We start from the raw sequence: 23402 nt of genomic DNA, 5'->3' as shown, positions 1-23402 counted from the left end.
TTACTACTGTTGCTTTCGCCATAATTCAAACTTCCACAATTGTCCCTATTGTGCCGTAAACTGATGCCAAGGTGAAGTTTTTTCCCACATATCAATATTTCGTCTCATGTATAACTTTTGCTAAAATAGGCGCACAATACAATTAGAGTACTAGCGGATGTCTAAAACGCGTGTAATTTATCCTGGAACATTTGACCCTATCACGAATGGGCACGTTGATTTAGTTACTAGAGCATCAAGAATGTTTGATGAAGTTGTAGTAGCGATTGCAATTGGACATCATAAAAACCCTTTGTTCAGCTTAGAAGAAAGAGTTGCACTGGCGCAATCATCATTAGGCCATCTATCAAATGTTGAGTTTGTAGGTTTTGATGGTTTGTTGGTTAACTTTTTTAAAGAACAAAAGGCCACAGCAGTACTTCGTGGTTTAAGAGCAGTTTCTGACTTTGAATATGAATTTCAACTGGCCAATATGAACCGTCAGCTTGATCCACATTTCGAGGCGGTGTTTTTAACACCTTCTGAACAGTATTCTTTTATTTCTTCGACATTAATTCGAGAAATTGCTCGTTTAAAAGGAGATGTAACCAAGTTTGTTCCGCAAGCTGTGGTTGAAGCTTTTGAACGTAAACATCAACAAGGTTGGTAACGTGTCGTTATATATCACTGATGAATGCATAAACTGCGATGTTTGTGAACCAGTTTGTCCCAATGAAGCGATCTTTATGGGCGAAGTGATTTATGAAATCAATCCGGATTTATGTACAGAGTGCGTTGGTCACCATGACCAGCCACAGTGCCAATTATTTTGTCCAGTAGACTGTATTCCAAAAGATCCGCAGCATGAGGAAACGGAAGAACAGTTACTCGACAAATATAAAAGATTAATTGCTCAAAAAAGCACAAGCAATTAGTCAATAAATTTGTTAATATGCGCCCTCGAAGTGAGCCGGATGGTCGCTGCTGTGGAGGTCTCCGTGACTGAAGCAGGAGAGGAAAGTCCGGGCTTCATAGGGCAGGGTGCCAGGTAACGCCTGGGCGGTGAAAGCCGACGGAAAGTGCAGCAGAGAGTAGACCGCCTCATTCGTGAGGTAAGGGTGAAAGGGTGCGGTAAGAGCGCACCGCGTGTCTGGTAACAGTTCACGGCATGGCAAACCCCACCAGAAGCAAGACCAAATAGGAATCCTAGGTGCGGCCCGTACTGGATTCGGGTAGGTCGCTTGAGCGTATGAGTGATTGTACGCCTAGAGGAATGACCATCCTCGACAGAACCCGGCTTATAGGCTCACTTCACCTAATTTTATTGAAAATTTTTCTTGACGCGCGGTTAAGAAGCTAAGATAATGCGCGCACAGTTTACGGCTATGTAGCTCAGTTGGTTAGAGCACCGCACTCATAATGCGGGGGTCACAAGTTCAAGTCTCGTCATAGCCACCATTTTACAGACCACGCTCCTGCGTGGTCTTTTTTTATGCTTGTTTTTTTGATTAAACACAGTTTGTAAAGACCGACTTCATACTTCTGGCATTGTTTGTCTAAGCCAATTTCTTCATGTTCTTATAACACTTAACAAGGATGTTGAAGACATGAAAAGGTCATTATTATTTTTAGGAATTTTAAGTTTAACGGCGGGAGTAGAGGCTTCTGCGGCTGATTTAAGTTGGGGAGATCCAACTTTAGATTCGGGTCAATTTAAAGTTTCTGGCGCAGTACGTTCTCGTTATTTGCATAAAGATTATGTAGTTGATGCAAATGAAGGTTCTCAAAATGATGACTGGCGATTAACTGATATTAAATTAGTGCTAGGTTATGAAAATCCAGATTGGATTGCAGGTGCGGATGTCCGTTGTTATCAATATGATCGCTTGTGTGATGCGATTTTTCTAAAAAAAGCTTGGGTAGGGTATAAGTTATCTGACCAACAAAGAGTCACGGCAGGTTTGCAGCCTGTTGATTTTGGCTTTGGTGAATTTTGGGGAAGTAGTTATTACGAAACGCTTTTAAATACCGTTGGTTTAGAAGATATTGATAATCTGGGGATTAAATATAAATTTGCAGATGACAAATACAATTTAACCTTAGGATTCTATCCAACTGATGGAGGAAATTATAAGGGGACATCAAAAGACTCAAGCCGATATAGTGGTAATTTCGTTGAAGCTGATGATTTAACTACAGGAACCAATATTGAAGAAAAAAATATGTGGATTGCTCGAGCTTCTAGAAAATTTGAGCTTGATAAAGCTCAAAAATTTTCGACCGAGTTAGGTGGTTCAGTTTGGTATTCAGATTTAGAAAATAAAAGAACAGATGAAGATGGACACCGCAAATCATGGAATGTATTTGCTCAAACGCAATATCAAGCATGGCAATGGATGTTCTTAGCAGGTAAGCAAGATGTCACTAATGGCGATAATTTATTGCCAAATAGCTCAACCATTGGAGCATTTGATTATCCGTATCAAGTTGCTAACAAAGGCAAATATCTAGTCAATGAAATTAACTATACCTTTGCTCAGCCATTCCACAAAATTGAAAATATTAAGCCCTATATCTCTCATAGCCGCTTTTTCAAAGATGAGGATGGATATAAAGACTCTGAGCGTTTAATTGCAGGCGTTTATTTTAATTACAAAGCCATTGGTATTCAGGGTGAATATATTATGAGTAAAAATGATCCAATGGTAGGTGGTGGGGCGAATGGCCTTGCACAAGGTAGCAGTAATGATTGGGATAAACTGTTTTATCTTTCAATTGGATATTATTTCTAAAAGTTAAAAGTAAACTATTGCCCTAAGTGAACAGGCCCACTTAGGGCTTTTTTTATAGAAAGACTTTTTCAGGCGGTGGTTCTCGTTTGACCGCTGGTGAAATGAGTTGACCACGGCTTAGGTTTTGCACATGCTGTAAACGATTGAGCAATTCATTTTGAATAAACAAAATACAGGTTTGCAGTTTGGAGGAGCTTTTGAGTCGTGATGGATAAACTGCCCAGACATCTGCATCTTGCCAGTACTCAGGCAAAATATGCTGAAGTTGGCCGGTAATCAATTCATCTGCAACATCCCAAATCGAACGGAAAATAATACCGTGACCTTCTATGGCAAGTTGATGAATAATTTCGCCGTTATTTGAAACAAAGCGGGGTTTGATATGTACTGAGACATCTTCGGAAGCATGCCTAAATTTCCATAAAACCGAGGATTGGTCGCGTTCACTAATTGTTAAACAGTCATGTGTTTGTAAATCTTCAATACTGTCAGGTACGCCGTGTTTAAGTAAATAACTCGGTGACGCGCACAAAATACGAAAATTAGAAGCCAGCTTCTTCGCAATCATATTGGGTGCAATTTCATTACCAATTCTAATGTCTAAATCAATACTGTGTTGAATCAGGTCTTTGGTGTTGTCGATGGTATCAAAATGAATCTGTAGTTTTGGATACAGCATCATTAATTTAGACAAAATTGGTGCGACATGTTTTCTGCCAAAACCAAAGCTACTAATAATATCCATACGACCCGTAGGCGTACTGAGCGGGTTATTGACCAGTTCACAAACTTCATCAAATTCTTCAAGAATATTTGAAACTCTCTCAAGAATGAGTTTGCCATCTTCTGTCAGGCTAACGTGACGTGTACTGCGATGAAAAAGTTTGCAGCTCAACGTGTTTTCTAAAATATTAATTCGCTTGCTAATAAAAGCTGGCGATGTCCCGAGTTCCTCAGCAGATTCGACAAAACTTTTTAGTTTGGCGACTGTGCAAAAAACCTTTAAATCCGATAGGTTAGGTAGATTATTCACGATCCGTGTCCATTGGAGTGATAGTTCTGTTGTTGATCATTTTTGCTTAAAACATCATGTTTAAGCCATACAAGGATATTAGTCGAAGGTGTGAAGGAAGCTTATGGCAAAAAGATATAAAGTTGCCACGATTGCAGGCGATGGCATTGGTTTAGAAGTTCTACCAGAAGGTATTAAGGTTGTAAAGGCAGCAGCAGAGAAGTACGGCATTGATCTTCAGCTAGATGCTTTCGATTGGGCAAGCTGCGATTACTACCTTGAGCACGGCAAAATGATGCCAGATGACTGGTTCGAAACTTTGCAGGGCTACGATGCAATTTATTTTGGCGCTGTAGGCTGGCCAGATAAAGTGCCTGACCATATTTCGCTTTGGGGTTCGCTGCTCCAGTTCCGTCGTGGTTTTGACCAATATGTGAATTTACGTCCAGTGCGCTTAATGCCGGGTGTGAAATGTCCATTGGTAGGTAAAAAACCGGGCGATATCGACTTCTACGTGGTTCGTGAAAATAGTGAAGGTGAATACTCAGCGATTGGCGGTAAAGCTTTTGAAGGAACAGACCGCGAGTTTGTTTTACAAGAAGCCGTATTTACACGTCATGGCGTAGACCGAATTTTGCGTTATGCATTTGAGTTTGCAAATCAGCGAGATGCGAAAAAAATTACCGCAGCGACCAAGTCAAATGGTATTGCAGTGAGCATGCCGTACTGGGATGAGCGCGTTGATGCGATGGCAAAACAGTATCCACAAATTCAAGCTGATAAACAGCATGTTGATATTTTAGCGGCTCGTTTTGTTTTACAACCTGAACGTTTTGATGTGGTTGTGGCATCGAATTTATTTGGCGATATTCTTTCCGATTTAGGTCCTGCATGTACGGGAACCATTGGTTTGGCAGCTTCTGCAAATTTAAACCCAGAAAGAAAATTTCCATCACTGTTTGAACCTGTCCATGGTTCAGCACCAGATATTTACGGTAAACAAATTGCCAACCCAATCGCTGCGATTTGGTCGGGTGCCATGATGTTCGAATTCTTTGGAGAAGAAGACGAGCGCTGTATCCAAGCGGGTCAAGATATTATGCAGGCGATTGAGAATGTATTAATTAATGGCCCAAAAACAGCCGATATCGGCGGTCAGGCAAAGACTTATGAGGTAGGAGATGCAATTGCATCATGTGTAGCCCAAACTAAAATGGACGTATTCGCTATGGAATAACGCCATCCAAAAATGGATGTATGGATATGGATAATCAAAACACAAAAATTTATACGGATAAATTCCTTGCCGTAACCAGCTTACTGTTTGTATTTATTTCAGTTGCTGGTTTGGCGATTTATTCGCAAGAATCGATAAAGATTGCTGCAACGTGGATGCAGTGGACGACATCGGTATTTACAACCCCAGTATTACTGTTTGCTTTTTTAGCTATCATTTTTACTTTTGGTCTTGCCTTTAGTAAATACGGAAAAATTAAGCTTGGAGAAGGAAAACCTCAATACACCACGATGTCATGGATTTTTATGTTCATCTTGTCGGGTATTGGGTCTTCTACATTGTACTGGGGCTTTTTGGACTGGGCCTACTATTATCAAACTCCGGGTTTGAGCTTACCGCCTGAGTCAGCAGAAGCATTGAAATATAGCGTGGCTTACTCGTTTTTTCACTCTGGCTTAAGTGCTTGGGCAATTTATGCTTTGGCATCAATTTCTTTGTGCTACAGCTACCATGTGAGAAAAAACAAGGGTTTAAGTTTAGCTTCAGTGATTGAGGCTGTGACAGGCTTTAAATCAACTGGAGTGGTTGGTCGTTTGGTCGACTTAATGTTTTTGCTTTGTATGTTTGGCGCATTGACGATTTCATTGGTACTCACTGCCGTGACATTTACCAATATTTTGTCTCAGCTCACAGGTATTCCAAATACCTTTATGACCAAGGTCATCATTATTTTGGCAGTTTCAGTTCTGTTCGCACTCAGTTCATATGTAGGTATGGACAAGGGCATGCAGCGTTTAAGCCATATGGTGTGCTTGGGTGTAGTGTTATTTGCAATTTATGTACTTTGCTTTGGTCCGACTCAATTCATTTTGAATAATTCATTAATGAGTTTCGGGTTAATGGCAACTAACTTTGTCGATATGAGCTTGTTTACCGATCCAATGGGTGACGGCAAGTTTACCCGTGAATGGACTGTTTTCTACTGGTTATGGTGGATTTCATATGCACCAGGTGTGGCACTCTTTGTAACGCGTGTTTCCAAAGGCCGTACTATTAAAGAAGTGATCTTTGCCATGGTCATTGGTGGCAGTGTTGGTCTTTGGTTCATCTTTGGTGTATTTGAAAACTATAGCGTTTATAGCTTTATTCATGGGGCTGTAAATGTGCCACAAATCTTGAGCCAACAAGGTGGTGAGGTTGCGATTGGTCAATTGCTCAGCCTATTACCTGCCGGAAAACTCATGATGTGGATTTTCCTCGGCATTATGGTGGTGTTCTTGGCAGCGCATATGGATGCAGTTGGGTATGCGGTTTCAGCAACATGTACACGCGGTTTAAGTGAAGGGCAAGATCCATCGCCAAATGCACGCTTGTTCTGGTGTGTCATGCTGACCTTGGTTCCAATTGCCATGATCTTTAGTAAAGCACCATTAGATACCATGAAAACGGCAACTATTGTGACGGCTTTACCATTCATCGTGATTATTCTGATTCAGACCTATGGCTTAGTGAAATGGCTCATACAAGATTATGCCAAAGTCCCATCACATTTAATTGAGCAACAAGGTTATGATGATCAGGAAATTGGTTTAAACCAGACTCAAGATGAACATGCAAAACGGATGCAGCTTGAGCTTGCAAGCTCAATCAAACTGGATAGAAAAACCAGCTAGAGGGAACGGTAATGACGACATATGAACAGGCTACTTATGCCTTAAGTGAAGAAATGCAAAGCCTTGTGTATTGGAGCAGCATTTATTCACCAGCAGATGCAGATATTGACTCAGTCCGTGCGGCATATGATGCCATGTGCCGACACTACACTTTGCCACGTGATGACAAGTTAGATGTAGAAGATCAAGTGATTGCAAATGAAGAGCATCCTGTGCCTGTTCGTGTGTATTTACCAAAAACAAATCGACCTGAGTCTGGTTGGCCATGTGTGTTGTATCTACATGGTGGTGGTTGGATGGTGGGTGGACTCGATTCACATGAGTTTATTACCAGTTATTTGTGTAAGGACTTAAATGCGGTTGTTATTAGTGTGGATTACCGCTTGGCACCAGAGCATCGCTTTCCAGCAGCCTTTGAAGATTGTTTAGCAGTCTATCACTGGCTTAAACAACATGGTTCAGCTTGGCAAATCGATAGTGAAAATATCGTTCTAGCAGGCGATAGCGCGGGCGGTAATTTAGCAGCTGCCCTTGCAGTGGAACTACAACATAGTGGTTTACAAGCTCAAGGGCTGGTATTGGTTTATCCATGTTTAACGACAGCATTTGATACTGCATCCGCACAAAAGCACGCCCATGCGCCGTTGTTAACGACAGAAGATATGCATTTTTATTTAAAGGAATATGCTCCGAACTCACAAGATTGGCAGGATTTACGTCTAGCCCCTTTATTGGCGACGGACTTTTCAGATATGCCTACAAGTTTTGTGGCTGTTGCAGAATATGACCCTTTAAGTGATGACGGTTATCTCTTTACCCAAAAACTGGAACAAGCAGGCATCCCTAACGAGTTTCATTTAGGTAAAGGTTTATTACATGGCAGTTTACGTCTGATGCGTGACTGTCCGGAAGTTCAACATTTATATCAAAACATGCTTAGTGCGATACGCCGCATGTTTGGCAGTGTCGAAAAGACATCAATTTAATATCGAGTCATTTGGACGAAAAGAATTTAATGGAGTAAAAACATGAGTGCAGTTGAAAAATTACCTGAAGATTTTTGCGCAAACCCAGATGTTGCATGGACTTTCCCTAAAGTTTTCTATACTTCATCTCAAGTTTTTGAGCACGAGAAAGAGGCAATCTTTGCTAAAAGCTGGATTTGCGTTGCACATGGTAGTGAGTTGGCTCAGCCAAATGACTATATTACCCGTAAAGTAATTGGTGAAAATATTGTCATCATTCGTGGTAAAGATAGTGTTCTACGCGCATTTTATAATGTGTGTCCACACCGTGGTCATGAACTTTTAAGCGGTAGTGGTAAAGCAAAAAATGTAATTACCTGCCCATATCATGCATGGACGTTTAAGCTAGACGGTAGCTTGGCATTGGCACGTAACTGTGACCACGTTGAATCTTTCGATAAAGAAAACTCAAGCATGGTGCCTTTAAAAGTCGAAGAATATGCAGGTTTCGTATTTATTAATATGGATGAAAATGCGACTTGTGTAGAAGACCAGCTCCCGGGCTTTGCTGAACGTTTAAATCAAGCATGTGGTGTGATTAAAGATTTAAAATTGGCAGCACGCTTTGTGACAGAAACACCAGCAAACTGGAAAGTGATTGTTGATAACTACATGGAATGCTACCACTGTGGACCTGCACATCCAGGCTTTGCTGACTCTGTACAAGTCGATAAATACTGGCACACAACGCATCAAAACTGGACATTGCAATATGGTTTTGCACGTTCATCTGAGAAGTCATTCAAACTTGATCCATCAGTAACAGATCCTGAGTTTCATGGTTTCTGGACTTGGCCTTGCACCATGTTCAACGTACCACCAGGCAGCAACTTCATGACAGTTATTTATGAATTCCCTGTTGATGCAGAAACAACTTTGCAGCATTACGATATTTACTTTACGAACGAAGAACTGACTCAAGATCAAAAAGATTTGATTGAGTGGTATCGCAATGTATTCCGCCCGGAAGATTTGAACTTGGTAGAGAGCGTACAACGTGGATTGAAATCACGTGGTTATCGTGGTCAAGGCCGTATCATGACTGACAAGCAACGTTCTGGTATCAGTGAGCATGGTATTGCTTACTTCCAACATCTTGTGGCGCAGTACCATCAATAAAAACAAAGGGATTTATTCAGGTGTAAACATGACTTACACCTGATTCTTCAGTTAGGAAGACGATATGTCGAGTTTACAAAGTACTGAACTATTTCAGCAACAAGCCTATATTAATGGGCAATGGCTAGCTGCACAGTCAAATGCCACGGTTCCGGTGAGTAACCCAGCTACAGGCGAAGAAATTGGCACAATTCCTAATATGGGAGCAGCGGAGGCAACCCAAGCAGTTGAAGCTGCCTATACGGCTTTACAAAGTTGGAAAGCTTTAACGGCCCAAAACCGTGCTGATATCTTATTGGCTTGGCATAAACTGGTTCTCGATCATACCGATGAACTTGCTTTAATCATGACCATTGAGCAAGGCAAGCCTTTAGCAGAAGCAAAAGGTGAGGTCCGCTATGCTGCATCATTTATTCAATGGTTTGCCGAAGAAGGCAAGCGTATTTATGGTGATGTGATTCCAACCGTAAATAACCAGCAGCGCTTTATTATTAGTAAAGAACCTGTGGGTGTGGTGGCTGCGATTACGCCGTGGAATTTCCCAATTGCCATGATTACTCGTAAAGCAGCGCCAGCTTTAGCAGCGGGTTGTACGGTCGTGATTAAGCCAGCCAATGAAACACCTTACTGTGCATTAGCGATTGCAAAGCTTGCAGAAAAGGCAGGTATACCAGCTGGTGTGATTAATGTTGTTACTGGTAAATCTCAAGAAATTGGCTCGGTATTTACTTCACATGAAAAAGTGAAGAAGTTAACTTTTACTGGTTCAACGCCAGTGGGACGCTTACTGATGCAGCAGTGTTCAAGCACCATTAAAAAATTGGCGCTTGAGTTGGGCGGAAATGCTCCTCTGATTGTGTTTGATGATGCCGATTTAGATAAAGCTGTACAAGGTGCGATTTTTGCCAAGTTTCGTAATGCAGGCCAGACCTGTGTTTGTGCTAACCGCATTTATGTACATGACAATATTTATCAAGCTTTTGCCGAGAAGTTTGTACAAGAAGTACAAAAGTTTAAAGTCGGTAATGGACTTGAAGATGGCGTACAAATTGGCCCATTAATTAATGAAAAAGCAGTTTTGAAAGCACAGCAGTTAATTGATGATGCAGTGAGCAAAGGCGCTAAGATTGCCTGTGGTGGTAAGCAGCATGCTTTAGGACAAACCTTTTATGAACCATCAGTTTTAACTAACGTTGACCGTACAATGGAAATTGTCCAAGAAGAAATTTTTGGTCCAGTTGCGCCGCTCATTCGCTTTACAGATGAAGCAGATGTGGTTGCTCAAGCAAATGACACTATCTTTGGTTTGGCTGCGTATGTTTATAGCGAAAATATTTCACGTTTATGGCGAGTGTCAGAACAGCTTGAATATGGAATGGTCGGTATGAATGCCACTGCAATTTCAAATGAAGTTGTACCATTTGGCGGTGTGAAACAATCAGGTGTTGGGCGTGAAGGCTCAAAATATGGTCTTGAAGAATTCATGACCATTAAATACATGTGTTTAGGGCTTTAAGGATAAGCCCTAACAACAAAAATATGCGGTAAAAGAAGGATTCTAATATGGCGAGTCATTATGAAATGTTCCCAGCGGTTGTTACTCGTGTGGAACAGCTAACCCCTTTAATCAAACGGTTTACGTTCAAACGTCAAGATGGGCAGAACTTTCCTCGATTTAGTGGGGGAAGCCATATTATTGTCAAAATGAATGAACAACTTTCCAATGCCTACTCATTGATGAGCTGTACGCAAGATTTATCAACTTACCAAGTCTGCGTTCGTAAGGATGTGGAAGGTAAGGGTGGATCAGTTTTCATGCATGATCAGTGCAATGAAGGCTGTGAAATCCAGATTTCAGAACCAAAAAATTTATTCCCGCTAGCTGAAACAGGCAATAAACATATCTTGATAGCTGGTGGTATTGGTATTACACCATTCTTACCTCAAATGGATGAGCTGGCAGCACGTGGAGCAGAGTATGAGCTACATTATGCTTACCGTTCACCTGAACATGCAGCTTTACTTGATGAGCTAATACAGAAACATGCAGAGCACGTATTTAGTTATGTCGATTCAGAAGGCAGCATGCTTAATTTAGAAGAATTAATTTCATCGCAACCAAAAGGCACACATGTATATGTATGTGGACCTAAACCTATGATTGATGCTGTGATTGATTGTTGTAACAAGCACCGTTACCGCGATGAATACATTCATTGGGAACAATTTGCCTCAACAGTTCCTGAAGATGGTGAAGCATTTACGGTGGTGCTTGCCAAATCTAATCAGGAAATTGAAGTACAAAGTAACCAGACTATTTTACAAGCCATCGAGACATTAAATATTGATGTGGAATGCCTATGCCGAGAAGGGGTTTGTGGTACATGTGAAACCGCTATTTTAGAAGGTGAAGCAGAACACTTCGATCAATACTTAAGTGATGCCGAAAAAGCTTCACAAAAGAGCATGATGATTTGTGTATCAAGAGCCAAAGGCAAAAAATTGGTATTAGATCTTTAATATATTTCTGTGGCCGATCAATTGCTTAAAGTAAGAATTTGCTAAAAAATGAACAAATAATAGTGATCTGAATCATATTTGTTCATTTGGTGGGCATAAAGAGTTTTGAAGTATTGACCTGCTATACAGAACTATAGATAATGCGCACACAGTTTACGGCTATGTAGCTCAGTTGGTTAGAGCACCGCACTCATAATGCGGGGGTCACAAGTTCAAGTCTCGTCATAGCCACCATTTTAAAAACCACGCTCCTGCGTGGTTTCTTTTTATCTATTTTTTACTCACTAAAATGTTTTTCAATTATATCGAGTGTTTTTGAGCTTTGATAAAAAGGAGCTAAGAGCGCTTGAAGTAACGGTTCCAAAATACCGTGCTCATTAAAGGTATCCATAACTTTTGGATAAAAACGTAAAGCTTCAGTTTGTAAGTCAGTTTCGGATAAACCAATTGCACTTAATACTTCAAATAAACTCTGATCTTTATAAAAATCATAAAAAACTTCGACACCATACAAAATAAGACCTTGCATAAATTGTGACTGTCGTAATTCTTTCCAGTATTCATAAATTAAAACAAAGAACTCCTCAACATCGAGAGGAGTGAGCTGTTTCATAAACTCATAGATTTTTTTATGTCTAATATCTTCCCAGATATGACGTACTAAGCTTTCTAAATCTTCAGCCGATAAAAGGCTTAATTCTGCCAGTTGTTCATGAATAAAGCTGGCAATCCACGTTTCAAGCTTATGCTCAAGACGTTGTTGCTGTAAAAAAGAGAATTTTTTGAGTTTATGTTGCCATTCAAAATGGTAGTCATCCACTCTAGAGGCCGTTAGAAATTTAGGTAATTTTTGTTCTAAGGTTGAAGTGGCAATATATTGGCAAAGTTGTTGAACAGAAGGGCTAGTTCTTAAAAACTGATTGAGATAATGTGGAATATGCTCCATTTCCAAAAACTTGGAAAGCCACATTTCAAACTGGTGATCGGATACCAAGTCTTGTAGCTGAACTGGAGATTTCATGGCAGATAAATAAATACGCTGTGCAATTTCCCCAATAAACTCAAGCAAGCCTGCACCAAGCTGCATTTCAAAAGCATAGCGTTTCACAACGGCTTGTAATTGTTCTAAATCCACAACTTCATAAAGTTTAATTTCATCGGCATGTTGCATAAAAAGCTGAATAAATTGCCGGAAATAAATAGGTGAGTTTTCTATAGATAATTGTTTTTTGAAAAATTCCACCTGCTCAAGCAAAAGTGCTTGAGCAAGTGCTGTAGTTTTTGATGAGTTTTTCTGCTCAGTCATTCGCTGTCCAACCGTTGACAATCGGATAACGTCGTTCGCGACTAAATGCACGAGAAGTAATTCTCGGGCCAATCGCACCTTGACGACGTTTATATTCATTACGATCAACTAAACGGATGACTTTTTCAACAACTTCTTTATCAAAACCTTTGGCAATAATATCTGCCTGACCTAAATCTTCTTCAATGTATGCATAAAGGATAGCATCCAATACATCATACGCTGGTAAAGAGTCTTGGTCTTTTTGATCTGGACGTAGTTCTGCTGAAGGTGGGCGAGTAATTACACGCTCAGGAATAACCGGAGTTTCACTTAAGCTATTACGGTATTTTGCTAATTCAAACACGATTGTTTTATAAACATCTTTGAGAACAGCAAAGCCACCCACCATGTCACCGTAAAGTGTGCAATAGCCAACTGAAAGTTCAGATTTATTACCTGTAGAAAGGACTAAATTACCAAACTTGTTAGATAAGCCCATAAGTAATGTGCCACGAGCGCGCGCTTGTAAATTTTCTTCAGTCGCATCGGCTGGTGAATTACCAAAGAACGGATACAAAGTTTGCATGAAGCTATTTACGATTGAATGAATTTCGGCAATACCGAAAGTCACGCCCATACGGCGAGCTTGTTCCGCTGCATCTTCTACACTAATTTGAGATGTGTAAGTATATGGCATCATCACAGCTTGAACTCTCTCAGCACCGATTGCATCAACTGCAATAGCAAGCGTAAGGGCAGAGTCAATACCGCCAGAAAGACCTAAAATTACTCCAGGAAAACCTGAGCGTTCTACATAGTCACGTGTTGCCATGACTAGACCTTGATAGATCTCTGCAAAAGTTTCTAGTGCAGGAGCAGACTCGACAACTTTATATAATTTTGTATCGCGGTCAAATTCAGCAATATAGAGATCTTCTTTAAAGCTAGGTGCTTGTAAAGCAATTTCACCATTTTGATTGCTGACAAAACTTGTACCATCAAAAATTAAATCATCTTGTCCACCAACTTGGTTAACATAAACAATATTTAAATGAAGCTGCTTTGCAAGCTCACTTAATGTCTGTTTACGATGCTGTGGTTTACCCACTTCATATGGCGATGAATTAAGCACAAGTACAGTATCAACATTTAATTGGCTTAATTGTTTTACTGTATTGATTGACCAGATATCTTCACAAATGAGTACACCAAACTTATGGCCTAAATACTCAAATACCAAGTGCTGATGGCCTTTTTGGAAATAACGTTTTTCATCAAAAACGCCATAGTTTGGCAAGTTATGTTTATTGAAGACACCTAAAACCTGACCGTCTTTCATGACAGCAGCTGAATTATAACGTTGGCCATCTTCTGTCTGGTTTACGAAGCCGAAAACCATCACAATATCTTTAACTTCACTAAGTTGAGCAAAAGCCTTTTGCATCCGCTTATTTAAATTTGGACGTAACAATAAGTCTTCAGCTGGATAACCAATCACAGAAAGCTCAGGAAAAATAATCAGGTCAGCGTCTTGTTTTTTCGCCTGATTTGCTTGCTCAATCATCTTTTGGGTGTTTGAGTCAATATTGCCAATATGCGGAGAAAACTGAGCAAGGGCAACTTTAAAACTTTTCATTCAAACCTAATCCTAGATCATAACGAATATAAATACACATAGTGTTGATTTTTATGGATATAATTTTTCAACGATGTGTATAGCACGATAATAAACACGTAAAATAGTAAACAAAAATGTCAAGATCAATAATATATACCAATCACATATTTTCTGCGTAAAAATAACGAGATTTTCTGTATACAATAGAAACAAGCTTCATTATTTTTATTGTTTGTATACTGCCTTATCACTCGAAAATTTGAAATAAGTTTTTATACTTATTTTCAATAATTTGACATTAATAAATTCAGATCTCAACTTTATTTTTATGTTTTTTGTTTATCAAATTTCTATTGATAAGTTAGCAAAAAAGTTACGTTGAAAACAAACTGGATTATTTGGTTACAAATCAAGTTGAGGTAAACAAATGATATTTGGCAGTTTACCTGAACAGATATCTCTAGCAATTTCTCCTTGCTGCTCAATATTGTAAGAACTAAATGCTTTCTGAGGATCATAAGTATATTTATAAGGATTGTAATACTTAAAACTCAAATAGTAGGCGGATTGCAGTAACGCACCTTTTAGTAATACATGAATACCTCGTTGGTATTGCATAACATGAGCTAGCTCATGAATAAAAATCCCTTGTATGAATTTAGACTCTAGCGCGTAATTACTGCTGTAGTCAGAAAGATTGACGTATATATTCCCATTTGGAGCCATCAAAATTCCATGCGCTTGCCACGGTAAGTAACGAGTAGCAATAATTTTAGGACGTTCACAATCTAGCAAACCCCCAAACACCCTTTGTGCTAAAGCTTTTTCTTCAGGTGTAAGAAATCGAATTGGATAGCTTTTTAAGTGACGAAATATAAAAAGGGTGAAAATAATAAATTGTCGATATATGACAAATTTAAAAGCGTTGAGAGTGAACATAGTTTTGCTAGTAAATAAGTTCATCTATTGGTTTGTAGCATAACATACATCAACTATGTTGAAAGACAGACGCAAATAACTGTCATTTGTTTCTCATGCGGCAGCTGGTCTGTTTTACTTGGCAAATCTTCCATTTTTAATATCATCATAGGCTTGTAAAATCTCATCATAAGTATTCATTACAAATGGACCATGACCATTAATCGGTTCTGTGATGGGTTGTCCTGTCAAAATAAGTAATTTGCAACTTTGCAGGGCAGTAATAGAGAAATGCTCTCCTTGGTTTGACATGACTGCTAGGCCTTGTTCCTCTAAAACGTCTTCATCTTTTTGAAATTGTGCCCGACCTGAACGTAAATAAACTAAAGCTGTTTCACCAGATTGAGCAGGAAAGGCAGCTTGCTGACCTGCATGGAGCTCTACATCTAATACGGTAATAGGAGTGTGAGTAAGTGCAGGGCCCATAACATGCTTAAACTGCCCTGCAATAATACGTACAAATCCAGCTTCATTTTCCAGTTTCACCATAGGTATTTCAGCTTTCTTTAAACTTTGATAGCGCGGAGAATTCATTTTATTTGCTGCTGGTAAATTGACCCAAAGTTGAATCATTTCAAAAGGACCACCAGATCGAGAATACTCTTCACTAAACAATTCCCGATGAATCACACCAGAGGCTGCGGTCATCCATTGCACATCGCCAGCACTTATAAATCCACCTCCACCAGATGAATCTTTATGTTCCAGTTCACCTGCATAAACAAGTGTTACCGTTTCGAATCCACGATGGGGATGATCATTAACTCCTCTACGTTTCATAGAAGGTGCAATTTTTCCGGGACCTAAATGGTCGAGTAGTAAGAAGGGTGAGAGGGTATTGCCTAACTCATGGTAGGAAAAAACAGAAAGAACTGGATAAAAATCACCGACCGCAAAGCGAGTATCGTTACGATGAATAAAAGCCAGACTTTTCATGCTTTATCCTTTCTGTTGATTGAATTTATAAAAAAGATGAGATGTTTTTATAAGAATGTATTAAGACTGGTATAAAAGTCTTTTGCTCTGAATAATAAATTATGAATAGGTTGAGTCAGTAAAATGCATAAGAGAATGAGATGAGAGTCCTAGATAATAAAAAAACCCCAGTTAAAACTGAGGTTTTACAACAACTAAAATCACAACAGCAAATAAAATTAAAGTTGGCATTTCATTGAAGAAACGCCAGAACTTATGTGATTTGTAGTGAGCATTTCCAATAAGCTTTTTGCGATAGTAACCACAAACTAAATGGTAGATCACTAATAAAGCCACTAATCCAACTTTTAGATAAAACCAAGTAGCTTCATGGTAATGTCTAGTTGCATCGCCCCACTCTACAAGAAAGTGTGCGGTAATTAATGTGGCAATCATAGATGGCCACATAATACCTCGATACAACTTACGTTCCATTACTTCAAAGCGTTGATGGCTTGTAGCATCATCACTCATTGCATGGTAAACATAAAGACGTGGTAAGTAGAACAAAGCAGCGAACCAACAAACCACAGCAATAATATGTAATGCTTTTACCCACAAAAAGGCATCAGAAGGTGCATCCATCGATAATCCTACGCGGGATTATGCATCCCACTTCTTGAAAATTAGGCAAGCGTTAACACCGCCAAAGCCAAAACTGTTACTCATTACAGTATTCAATTTTGTATCACGTTTTTCAAGCACAATATCAAAGCCTTCAGTACCTTCATCAAGCTCAGTCACGTTGATGTTTGGCGCGATAAAGTCATTTTGAAGCATTAATACAGAGTAAATTGCTTCATGAACACCAGCAGCACCTAAGCTGTGACCAGTCATAGATTTAGTTGAACTAAGTGGTGGAACTTTACCTTCACCGAAAGCACGTTCCATTGCTTTAAGCTCAGTCACGTCACCTGCTGGTGTAGAAGTACCATGCGTATTTACATAGTCAATTTTATCTACGCCGTGTTGTTTCGCTTCTTCAAGAGCCATCAAGATACAGCGAGTTGCACCTTCACCACTTGGAGCTACCATGTCAGCACCGTCACTGTTTGCAGCATAAGCAACAACTTCAGCAAGAATATTTGCACCACGTGCTTGAGCATGTTCAAGAGATTCAAGAACAACGAAACCGCCACCGCCAGCAATAACGAAACCGTCACGGTCTTTAGAATATGGACGAGACGCTGTTTCAGGTGTGTCGTTGTATTTAGAACACAAAGCACCCATTGCATCAAACAATAAGCTTTGAGACCAGTGATCTTCTTCACCACCACCAGCAAGCATAAGATCTTGTTTGCCTAGAGCGATAAGGTTATATGCATAACCAATTGCGTCTGCAGAAGTTGCACAAGCACTTGCAATTGAGTGAGCAATACCTTGAAGTTTAAATGCTACACCCACGTTTGCAGTGATTGTATTTGTCATGTTACGTGGAACAAAGAAAGGACCAACTTTACGAGCACCTTTAGTTTCTAAAAGCTCAGTCATTTCTACAACAGAAGCAGTTGAACCACCGCCTGAACCACCAGCAATACCATAACGTGGATTATCTGCTAAATCTTCTGCTTTTAAGCCAGCATGTTCAACAGCTGCAACAGCAGAGTTATAAGCGTACATTGCACATACGCCCATGAACCGTTTTAATTTACGATCAATATTGTCAAAATCTTGTTCTGCCGCAGCGCTGACATGACTTTTAAAATTGAGTTCAGCATAAGTTGGGTTAAAACGTGTCCCGGAGATTCCATTTTTAAGTGAATGAGTAACTTCTTCTAAAGAGTTACCGATACATGAGTTAATACCCATACCAGTGATTACAACACGTTTCATCTACAGGTCCCTTTATGGTGATATTTAAAGTCTATGATCATGAGCAGCTATTAAATGATAGGAGAATATAGCTGTAAGAACAGTAGACCCATGTTTTCGTTGCTACCATGATAGCAGAAAGGTTTTTTATTTCTTATGGCAAATCTTTATGTCAATTTTGCATTTAAAAAAAATAACCAAATACACAGTATGTTGCATTTAGGGTTAACTAAAATACACACATTCAAGTTGAGATAAATCCACATTCCACCTAGTATTTATCTCTAATTAGATAAATTAAAAAATCGAGGTACTGGATGACAAAATTTAATAATAATCAATCTGACAATTTGTTTTCTCAGGTCTTCGGAGTGGCTAAAAAGCTCAGTTCTACTGGTTTAAACATCTTGCAGCAAAGTCAAATTGGTGAGGTAAGTAAATTGGTTGAGCCACTTTCAAATGGCAAAACAGTAGAAGGTAGTGCCAGAAATAAAAGTCCGTTTGAAGTGGAGCAGTATGAAAGCCCACAACAAATGTTACGTGAACATTTACCTAAAGTTACTCGTCAGGTATTTGGACGCCATTTTAGAAAGGTCAATGGTATCGCTACATTTATTTCACCTGACTGGAATGAAAAAATATCAAGCTATTTATTTGATTGGTTGAATGACTTTAGTTCGAAAAGTACGTTAACTGAAAAAATTTTAGAAGAAGCGGGGGCTAAAGACTTATTTGAGCTTACAAAAGATACCTCGCGCTCCCAACGTTTAAGTCAGGCACTTATTGAACAAAATAAATTGATTGCCAGTATTCAAGGTGCAATTACGGGCGTATCTGGAATGGTTGGAGCAGCCATAGATATTCCAGTTTCATTAGTCCTTGTTTTGAGAACAATTTACCAAACAGGTAGATCACACGGCTTTGATTTAACCGAAGCAACTGACCAAGACGTTGTTGAATTTATTTTTAAAGAAGTTGATATCAGCTTAATTGCGGAAAAGCAGACTTTACTCTTGGCACTTAAAGCCTTACGAAATATGTTGGAGACTCAAGATATTCAACAGTTCCAGCAAGTACTTGGCTCTTCAAATGATATTGAAACCTTAAAAAGCTGGTTAGTTGATGAAAATGGTGAGTTTAAATGGAACTGGTTAAATAAAGTTCCGCAACTTGCTGTGGTAGGCAAGTTTACTCCAGTAGCTGGTGCAGTGCTTAGTGCTGTTTATAGTTGGAAGTTACAAGAAGATGTAGGCCATAAGGCACAAGCTATTTTCGGTGCAGCAAGACATTATTTAAATGAACATCCAAATGAGCATTTATCACCATTACAGGCGTACTATGCGGCGGTAACTCTAATTCAAAAAGCGAGTCCACGTCTTTTAAATGTGGGTGAAAATGGTAGTGTCCATGCTACGCAGCATCATAAAATTGAAAATCATGATGTAATTTCAAAAGTATCTGTTGTGGTCAAATCAAATACTTCTGAAAAAAGCGAAGAAAAAGTTCAAGAAAATGTTCACCAAGGAATTGAGCATCTTGCAGAGAAACATGTAGTTGAACATGAACATAGTGAACAAAAGCCAGCATTAGAGCCTGAAAGTGAAGAAAATGATGATGTTATAGAGGGGCAAAAGTACTCTTAACAATACAATTACAAAGGTAGGGTTTGAAAACTAAATTTCACCCCTATTTAAATTTGTAAATAATCCTGTCAATCATTGATATGGTCAACATTTGGCAACTGCTGCCATGTTGACCATTTTTGCATCTTGGCTTACAATTATGTGCCCTTAAAAAGAGGTGTTTTCTTTTTAAGGTTTTTTAATAACGGGAGAATTGCCATATGGCAACAACGAATCAGTTGATCCGTAAGGGTCGTACGACTTTGGTTGAAAAATCCAAAGTTCCTGCGTTGAAGGCTTGTCCACAACGTCGTGGTGTTTGTACACGTGTTTATACAACTACACCTAAAAAACCTAACTCAGCTATGCGTAAGGTTTGCCGTGTTCGCTTAACTTCAGGTTTTGAAGTATCTAGCTACATCGGTGGTGAAGGCCATAACTTACAAGAGCACAGTGTTGTTCTTATCCGTGGTGGTCGTGTTAAAGACTTACCGGGTGTACGTTACCATACCGTTCGTGGTTCTTTAGACTGTGCTGGTGTTAAAGATCGTAACCAATCACGTTCTAAATACGGTGCTAAACGTCCTAAGAAGTAATTCTGGGAAACTAGTCCAAAAGCCCTTTAGCGTTTCGCTTGTTTGAATTCTTCATAGATTTGTAATTCAAGCGACGTATAGTAAGGCCAGCGTCGTGTACATGACACTTGTACAAACTGCTGGATCATCCTGAAGTGTCATATTATTAGGTGTATTAAAATGCCAAGACGTCGCGTAGTCGCTGCTCGTGAGATCCTTCCAGATCCTAAATTTAGCAGCCAAACAATCGCTAAATTCATGAACCACGTAATGCAAGATGGTAAAAAATCTATTGCTGAAAGTATCGTTTACGGTGCTTTAGAACGCGTTCAAGAAAAAAACAAAGTAGACCCAGTTGAATTTTTCGAGACTACTCTTGAAAAAGTTCGTCCTATGGTCGAAGTAAAAGCACGCCGTGTTGGTGGTGCTACTTATCAAGTACCTATGGAAGTACGCCCATCCCGTCGTACTGCCTTAGCAATGCGTTGGTTAGTAGATGCTGCTGCTAAGCGTTCTGAAAAAACTATGGCTTTACGTCTTGCTGGCGAGTTGCTTGATGCAGCTGAAGGCAAAGGTGCTGCGATCAAAAAACGTGAAGACGTGCACCGTATGGCAGAAGCTAACAAAGCCTTCTCTCACTACCGTTTCTAAGCGGATAAAACAGTCCCTAATCAGGAGAATACTCATGCATACAGTAGCTAGATTCAACATTGCTCTCTACCAAAGTGGGGGCTTTGCGGGTATTTAAGTTGCCCCGCTTGAGTATTCGTGCGCATCAATTTAATTGGTGCGCCCTGTTTTAAAGATAACATTTAGGAATGTAGACATCATGGCTCGCCAAACCCCAATTACTCGTTACCGTAACATCGGTATCTCTGCGCACATCGACGCAGGTAAAACAACTACAACTGAACGTATTTTGTTCTACACAGGTGTATCTCACAAAATTGGTGAAGTACACGACGGTGCAGCAACAATGGACTGGATGGAACAAGAGCAAGAGCGTGGTATTACAATTACCTCTGCTGCAACAACTTGTTTCTGGTCTGGTATGGGTAACCAATTCCCACAACACCGTATCAACGTAATTGATACACCGGGACACGTTGACTTCACAATCGAAGTTGAGCGTTCTATGCGTGTTCTTGACGGTGCTTGCATGGTTTACTGTGCAGTTGGTGGTGTACAGCCTCAGTCTGAAACTGTATGGCGTCAGGCTAACAAATATAAAGTGCCTCGTTTAGCATTCGTGAACAAGATGGACCGTACTGGTGCAAACTTCTTCCGTGTTGTTGAACAAATGAAAACACGTCTTGGTGCGAATCCTGTGCCAATCGTTGTGCCAATCGGTGCTGAAGACACATTCACTGGTGTAGTTGACCTTATCGAAATGAAGGCAATTATCTGGGATGAAGCTTCTCAAGGTATGAAGTTTGAATACGGCGAGATTCCAGCTGACCTAGTTGATACTGCTCAAGAATGGCGTACAAACATGGTTGAAGCTGCTGCTGAAGCTTCTGAAGAGTTAATGGACAAATACCTTGAAGAGGGTGATCTTTCTAAAGAAGACATCATCGCAGGTTTACGTGCTCGTACATTAGCTTCTGAAATCCAAGTAATGCTTTGTGGTTCTGCATTCAAGAACAAAGGTGTTCAACGTATGTTGGACGCTGTAATTGAATTCTTACCATCACCTACAGAAGTTAAAGCGATCGAAGGTATCCTTGACGATAAAGACGAAACTAAAGCGTCTCGTGAAGCATCTGACGAAGCTCCGTTCTCTGCGCTTGCGTTCAAAATCATGAACGACAAATTCGTAGGTAACTTAACATTCGTACGTGTTTACTCTGGTGTTCTTAAACAAGGTGATGCTGTTTATAACCCAGTTAAATCTAAGCGTGAACGTATCGGTCGTATCGTGCAAATGCACGCAAACGAACGTCAAGATATTGATGAAATCCGTGCAGGTGATATCGCAGCGTGTGTAGGTCTTAAAGACGTTACTACTGGTGATACATTATGTGATGAGAAAAACATCATTACACTTGAACGTATGGAATTCCCAGATCCAGTAATTCAGTTAGCGGTTGAACCAAAAACTAAAGCTGACCAAGAAAAAATGTCTATCGCTTTAGGCCGTTTGGCTAAAGAAGACCCTTCATTCCGTGTTCACACTGATGAAGAATCTGGTCAGACAATTATTGCTGGTATGGGTGAGCTTCACCTTGACATCATCGTTGACCGTATGAAGCGTGAATTCGGTGTTGAAGCGAATATCGGTAAACCAATGGTTGCTTATCGTGAAACGATTAAGAAAACTGTTGAGCAAGAAGGTAAATTCGTACGTCAAACAGGTGGTAAAGGTAAATTCGGTCACGTATATGTTCGTTTAGAACCGCTTGACGTTGAAGCTGCTGGTAAAGAATACGAATTCGCTGAAGAAGTTGTTGGTGGTGTAGTACCTAAAGAATTCTTCGGTGCAGTTGACAAAGGTATTCAAGAACGTATGAAGAATGGTGTCTTGGCTGGTTACCCAGTTGTAGGCGTTAAAGCTGTTCTTTTTGACGGTTCTTACCACGATGTCGACTCTGACGAATTGTCGTTCAAAATGGCTGGTTCTTACGCATTCCGTGATGGTTTCATGAAAGCAGATCCTGTTCTTCTTGAACCTATCATGAAAGTTGAAGTTGAGACTCCAGAAGACTACATGGGCGATATCATGGGTGACTTAAACCGTCGTCGTGGTATGGTTCAAGGTATGGACGATCTTCCTGGTGGAACAAAAGCAATTAAAGCAGAAGTTCCACTTGCTGAGATGTTTGGTTACGCGACTCAAATGCGTTCTATGTCTCAAGGTCGTGCGACATACTCAATGGAATTTGCTAAATATGCTGAAACTCCACGTAACGTGGCTGAAGGCATCATCGCTAAATTCCAAGCTGGCGGTAAAAAAGGTGACGACGAGTAATCTTTCGATTACTATAAGCCCTAACTAATTCTTAGTTAAAAACCAAGTGCTCATGGAGCGACCCTCCATGAGTAGTTAATAAAGGAAGATCATCATGGCTAAAGCCAAGTTTGAACGTAATAAACCACACGTAAACGTGGGTACAATCGGTCACGTTGACCATGGTAAAACAACTTTAACTGCTGCGATTGCAACAATTTGTGCAAAAA

At 39.9% G+C, this 23402-nt stretch carries 21 protein-coding genes, 2 tRNA genes and 1 other RNA gene; 17 read left to right on the top strand and 7 right to left on the bottom strand.

Annotation, left to right across the window (positions count from 1 at the left end):
* Positions 1–157: 157 nt before the first annotated feature.
* The 5 genes from coaD (at position 158) to NQ782_RS19135 (ending at position 2771) form a co-directional block, all read left to right on the top strand.
* Positions 158–649 carry a pantetheine-phosphate adenylyltransferase gene (gene coaD, locus NQ782_RS19155; RefSeq protein ID WP_000047853.1) on the top strand — a complete coding sequence of 164 codons (492 nt, stop codon included), beginning with the start codon at positions 158–160 and terminating at the stop codon, positions 647–649.
* A 1-nt stretch (position 650) separates the two neighbouring features.
* A complete protein-coding gene (locus NQ782_RS19150; protein ID WP_001979799.1) occupies positions 651–914 on the top strand; it encodes a YfhL family 4Fe-4S dicluster ferredoxin in 264 nt (87 codons plus the stop codon).
* 27 nt (positions 915–941) lie between these two features.
* Positions 942–1296, top strand: an RNA gene (gene rnpB, locus NQ782_RS19145) — RNase P RNA component class A.
* A gap of 64 nt (positions 1297–1360) precedes the next feature.
* Positions 1361–1437 (top strand) — tRNA-Met (locus tag NQ782_RS19140).
* Between the two features lie 149 nt (positions 1438–1586).
* The gene (locus NQ782_RS19135) at positions 1587–2771 is read left to right on the top strand and encodes a porin (protein ID WP_057094037.1); all 1185 of its coding nucleotides are present in this window, start codon (positions 1587–1589) and stop codon (positions 2769–2771) included.
* 52 nt (positions 2772–2823) lie between these two features.
* Here NQ782_RS19135 and NQ782_RS19130 read toward each other — a convergent pair whose 3' ends face one another.
* Complete coding sequence (locus tag NQ782_RS19130) at positions 2824–3804, bottom strand: LysR family transcriptional regulator (RefSeq protein ID WP_001061609.1); 981 nt, start codon at positions 3802–3804, stop codon at positions 2824–2826.
* A gap of 103 nt (positions 3805–3907) precedes the next feature.
* Here NQ782_RS19130 and NQ782_RS19125 point away from each other — a divergent pair, with 103 nt between their 5' ends.
* The 7 genes from NQ782_RS19125 (at position 3908) to NQ782_RS19095 (ending at position 11591) form a co-directional block, all read left to right on the top strand.
* Positions 3908–5020, top strand: coding sequence for a tartrate dehydrogenase (locus NQ782_RS19125; protein WP_001129656.1), 1113 nt, complete (start codon positions 3908–3910; stop codon positions 5018–5020).
* A 20-nt stretch (positions 5021–5040) separates the two neighbouring features.
* Positions 5041–6693, top strand: a complete 1653-nt coding sequence (locus tag NQ782_RS19120) for a BCCT family carnitine transporter (protein ID WP_002059763.1) — start codon at positions 5041–5043, stop codon at positions 6691–6693.
* Positions 6694–6704: 11 nt separating this feature from the next.
* Positions 6705–7679, top strand: coding sequence for an alpha/beta hydrolase (locus NQ782_RS19115; RefSeq protein ID WP_057094035.1), 975 nt, complete (start codon positions 6705–6707; stop codon positions 7677–7679).
* 42 nt (positions 7680–7721) lie between these two features.
* The gene (gene cntA, locus NQ782_RS19110; protein ID WP_001277084.1) at positions 7722–8837 is read left to right on the top strand and encodes a carnitine monooxygenase subunit alpha; all 1116 of its coding nucleotides are present in this window, start codon (positions 7722–7724) and stop codon (positions 8835–8837) included.
* Positions 8838–8901: 64 nt separating this feature from the next.
* Complete coding sequence (locus NQ782_RS19105; RefSeq protein WP_000096957.1) at positions 8902–10353, top strand: NAD-dependent succinate-semialdehyde dehydrogenase; 1452 nt, start codon at positions 8902–8904, stop codon at positions 10351–10353.
* Positions 10354–10400: 47 nt separating this feature from the next.
* On the top strand, positions 10401–11357 hold the full coding sequence (cntB, locus tag NQ782_RS19100) for a carnitine monooxygenase, reductase subunit CntB (RefSeq protein ID WP_032038612.1): 957 nt from the start codon (positions 10401–10403) through the stop codon (positions 11355–11357).
* Positions 11358–11514: 157 nt separating this feature from the next.
* Positions 11515–11591, top strand: a tRNA-Met gene (locus NQ782_RS19095).
* Positions 11592–11634: 43 nt separating this feature from the next.
* Here the strand turns inward: NQ782_RS19095 and NQ782_RS19090 are convergent.
* From NQ782_RS19090 to NQ782_RS19065, 6 genes are all read right to left on the bottom strand, one after another.
* Positions 11635–12663 (bottom strand): hypothetical protein, encoded by a 1029-nt coding sequence (locus NQ782_RS19090; protein ID WP_057094033.1) that lies wholly within the window; start codon positions 12661–12663, stop codon positions 11635–11637.
* A complete protein-coding gene (locus NQ782_RS19085; protein ID WP_000834616.1) occupies positions 12656–14281 on the bottom strand; it encodes an NAD+ synthase in 1626 nt (541 codons plus the stop codon). The genes NQ782_RS19090 and NQ782_RS19085 overlap by 8 nt, the downstream gene beginning before the upstream one ends.
* Before the next feature lie 384 nt (positions 14282–14665).
* A complete protein-coding gene (locus tag NQ782_RS19080) occupies positions 14666–15226 on the bottom strand; it encodes a hypothetical protein (RefSeq protein WP_002031436.1) in 561 nt (186 codons plus the stop codon).
* A 90-nt stretch (positions 15227–15316) separates the two neighbouring features.
* A complete protein-coding gene (locus tag NQ782_RS19075; protein ID WP_002046558.1) occupies positions 15317–16177 on the bottom strand; it encodes a pirin family protein in 861 nt (286 codons plus the stop codon).
* A gap of 171 nt (positions 16178–16348) precedes the next feature.
* Positions 16349–16801: a protoporphyrinogen oxidase HemJ gene (gene hemJ / locus NQ782_RS19070; protein ID WP_000339890.1), complete on the bottom strand. Its 453-nt coding sequence runs from the start codon at positions 16799–16801 to the stop codon at positions 16349–16351.
* Between the two features lie 18 nt (positions 16802–16819).
* The gene (locus NQ782_RS19065) at positions 16820–18049 is read right to left on the bottom strand and encodes a beta-ketoacyl-ACP synthase II (RefSeq protein WP_000832710.1); all 1230 of its coding nucleotides are present in this window, start codon (positions 18047–18049) and stop codon (positions 16820–16822) included.
* A 296-nt stretch (positions 18050–18345) separates the two neighbouring features.
* Here NQ782_RS19065 and NQ782_RS19060 point away from each other — a divergent pair, with 296 nt between their 5' ends.
* The 5 genes from NQ782_RS19060 to NQ782_RS19040 form a co-directional block, all read left to right on the top strand.
* Positions 18346–19671 carry an EcsC family protein gene (locus NQ782_RS19060; protein WP_000160004.1) on the top strand — a complete coding sequence of 442 codons (1326 nt, stop codon included), beginning with the start codon at positions 18346–18348 and terminating at the stop codon, positions 19669–19671.
* A 200-nt stretch (positions 19672–19871) separates the two neighbouring features.
* Entirely contained in the window at positions 19872–20246 is a 375-nt protein-coding gene (gene rpsL, locus NQ782_RS19055; protein WP_000246374.1) for a 30S ribosomal protein S12, read from the top strand.
* 159 nt (positions 20247–20405) lie between these two features.
* The gene (rpsG, locus tag NQ782_RS19050) at positions 20406–20876 is read left to right on the top strand and encodes a 30S ribosomal protein S7 (RefSeq protein ID WP_001138055.1); all 471 of its coding nucleotides are present in this window, start codon (positions 20406–20408) and stop codon (positions 20874–20876) included.
* 178 nt (positions 20877–21054) lie between these two features.
* Positions 21055–23193, top strand: a complete 2139-nt coding sequence (fusA, locus tag NQ782_RS19045) for an elongation factor G (RefSeq protein ID WP_000113824.1) — start codon at positions 21055–21057, stop codon at positions 23191–23193.
* Positions 23194–23287: 94 nt separating this feature from the next.
* A partial coding sequence (locus tag NQ782_RS19040; RefSeq protein ID WP_041172161.1) for a GTP-binding protein occupies positions 23288–23402 on the top strand: 115 nt, incomplete at its 3' end.

Source organism: Acinetobacter sp. BD54 (genome assembly GCF_044778325.1).
GTDB classification, from domain to species: domain Bacteria; phylum Pseudomonadota; class Gammaproteobacteria; order Pseudomonadales; family Moraxellaceae; genus Acinetobacter; species Acinetobacter baumannii.
Note: the sequence above shows the minus strand (reverse complement) of the source record. Positions and strands in the feature narration are given on the sequence as shown.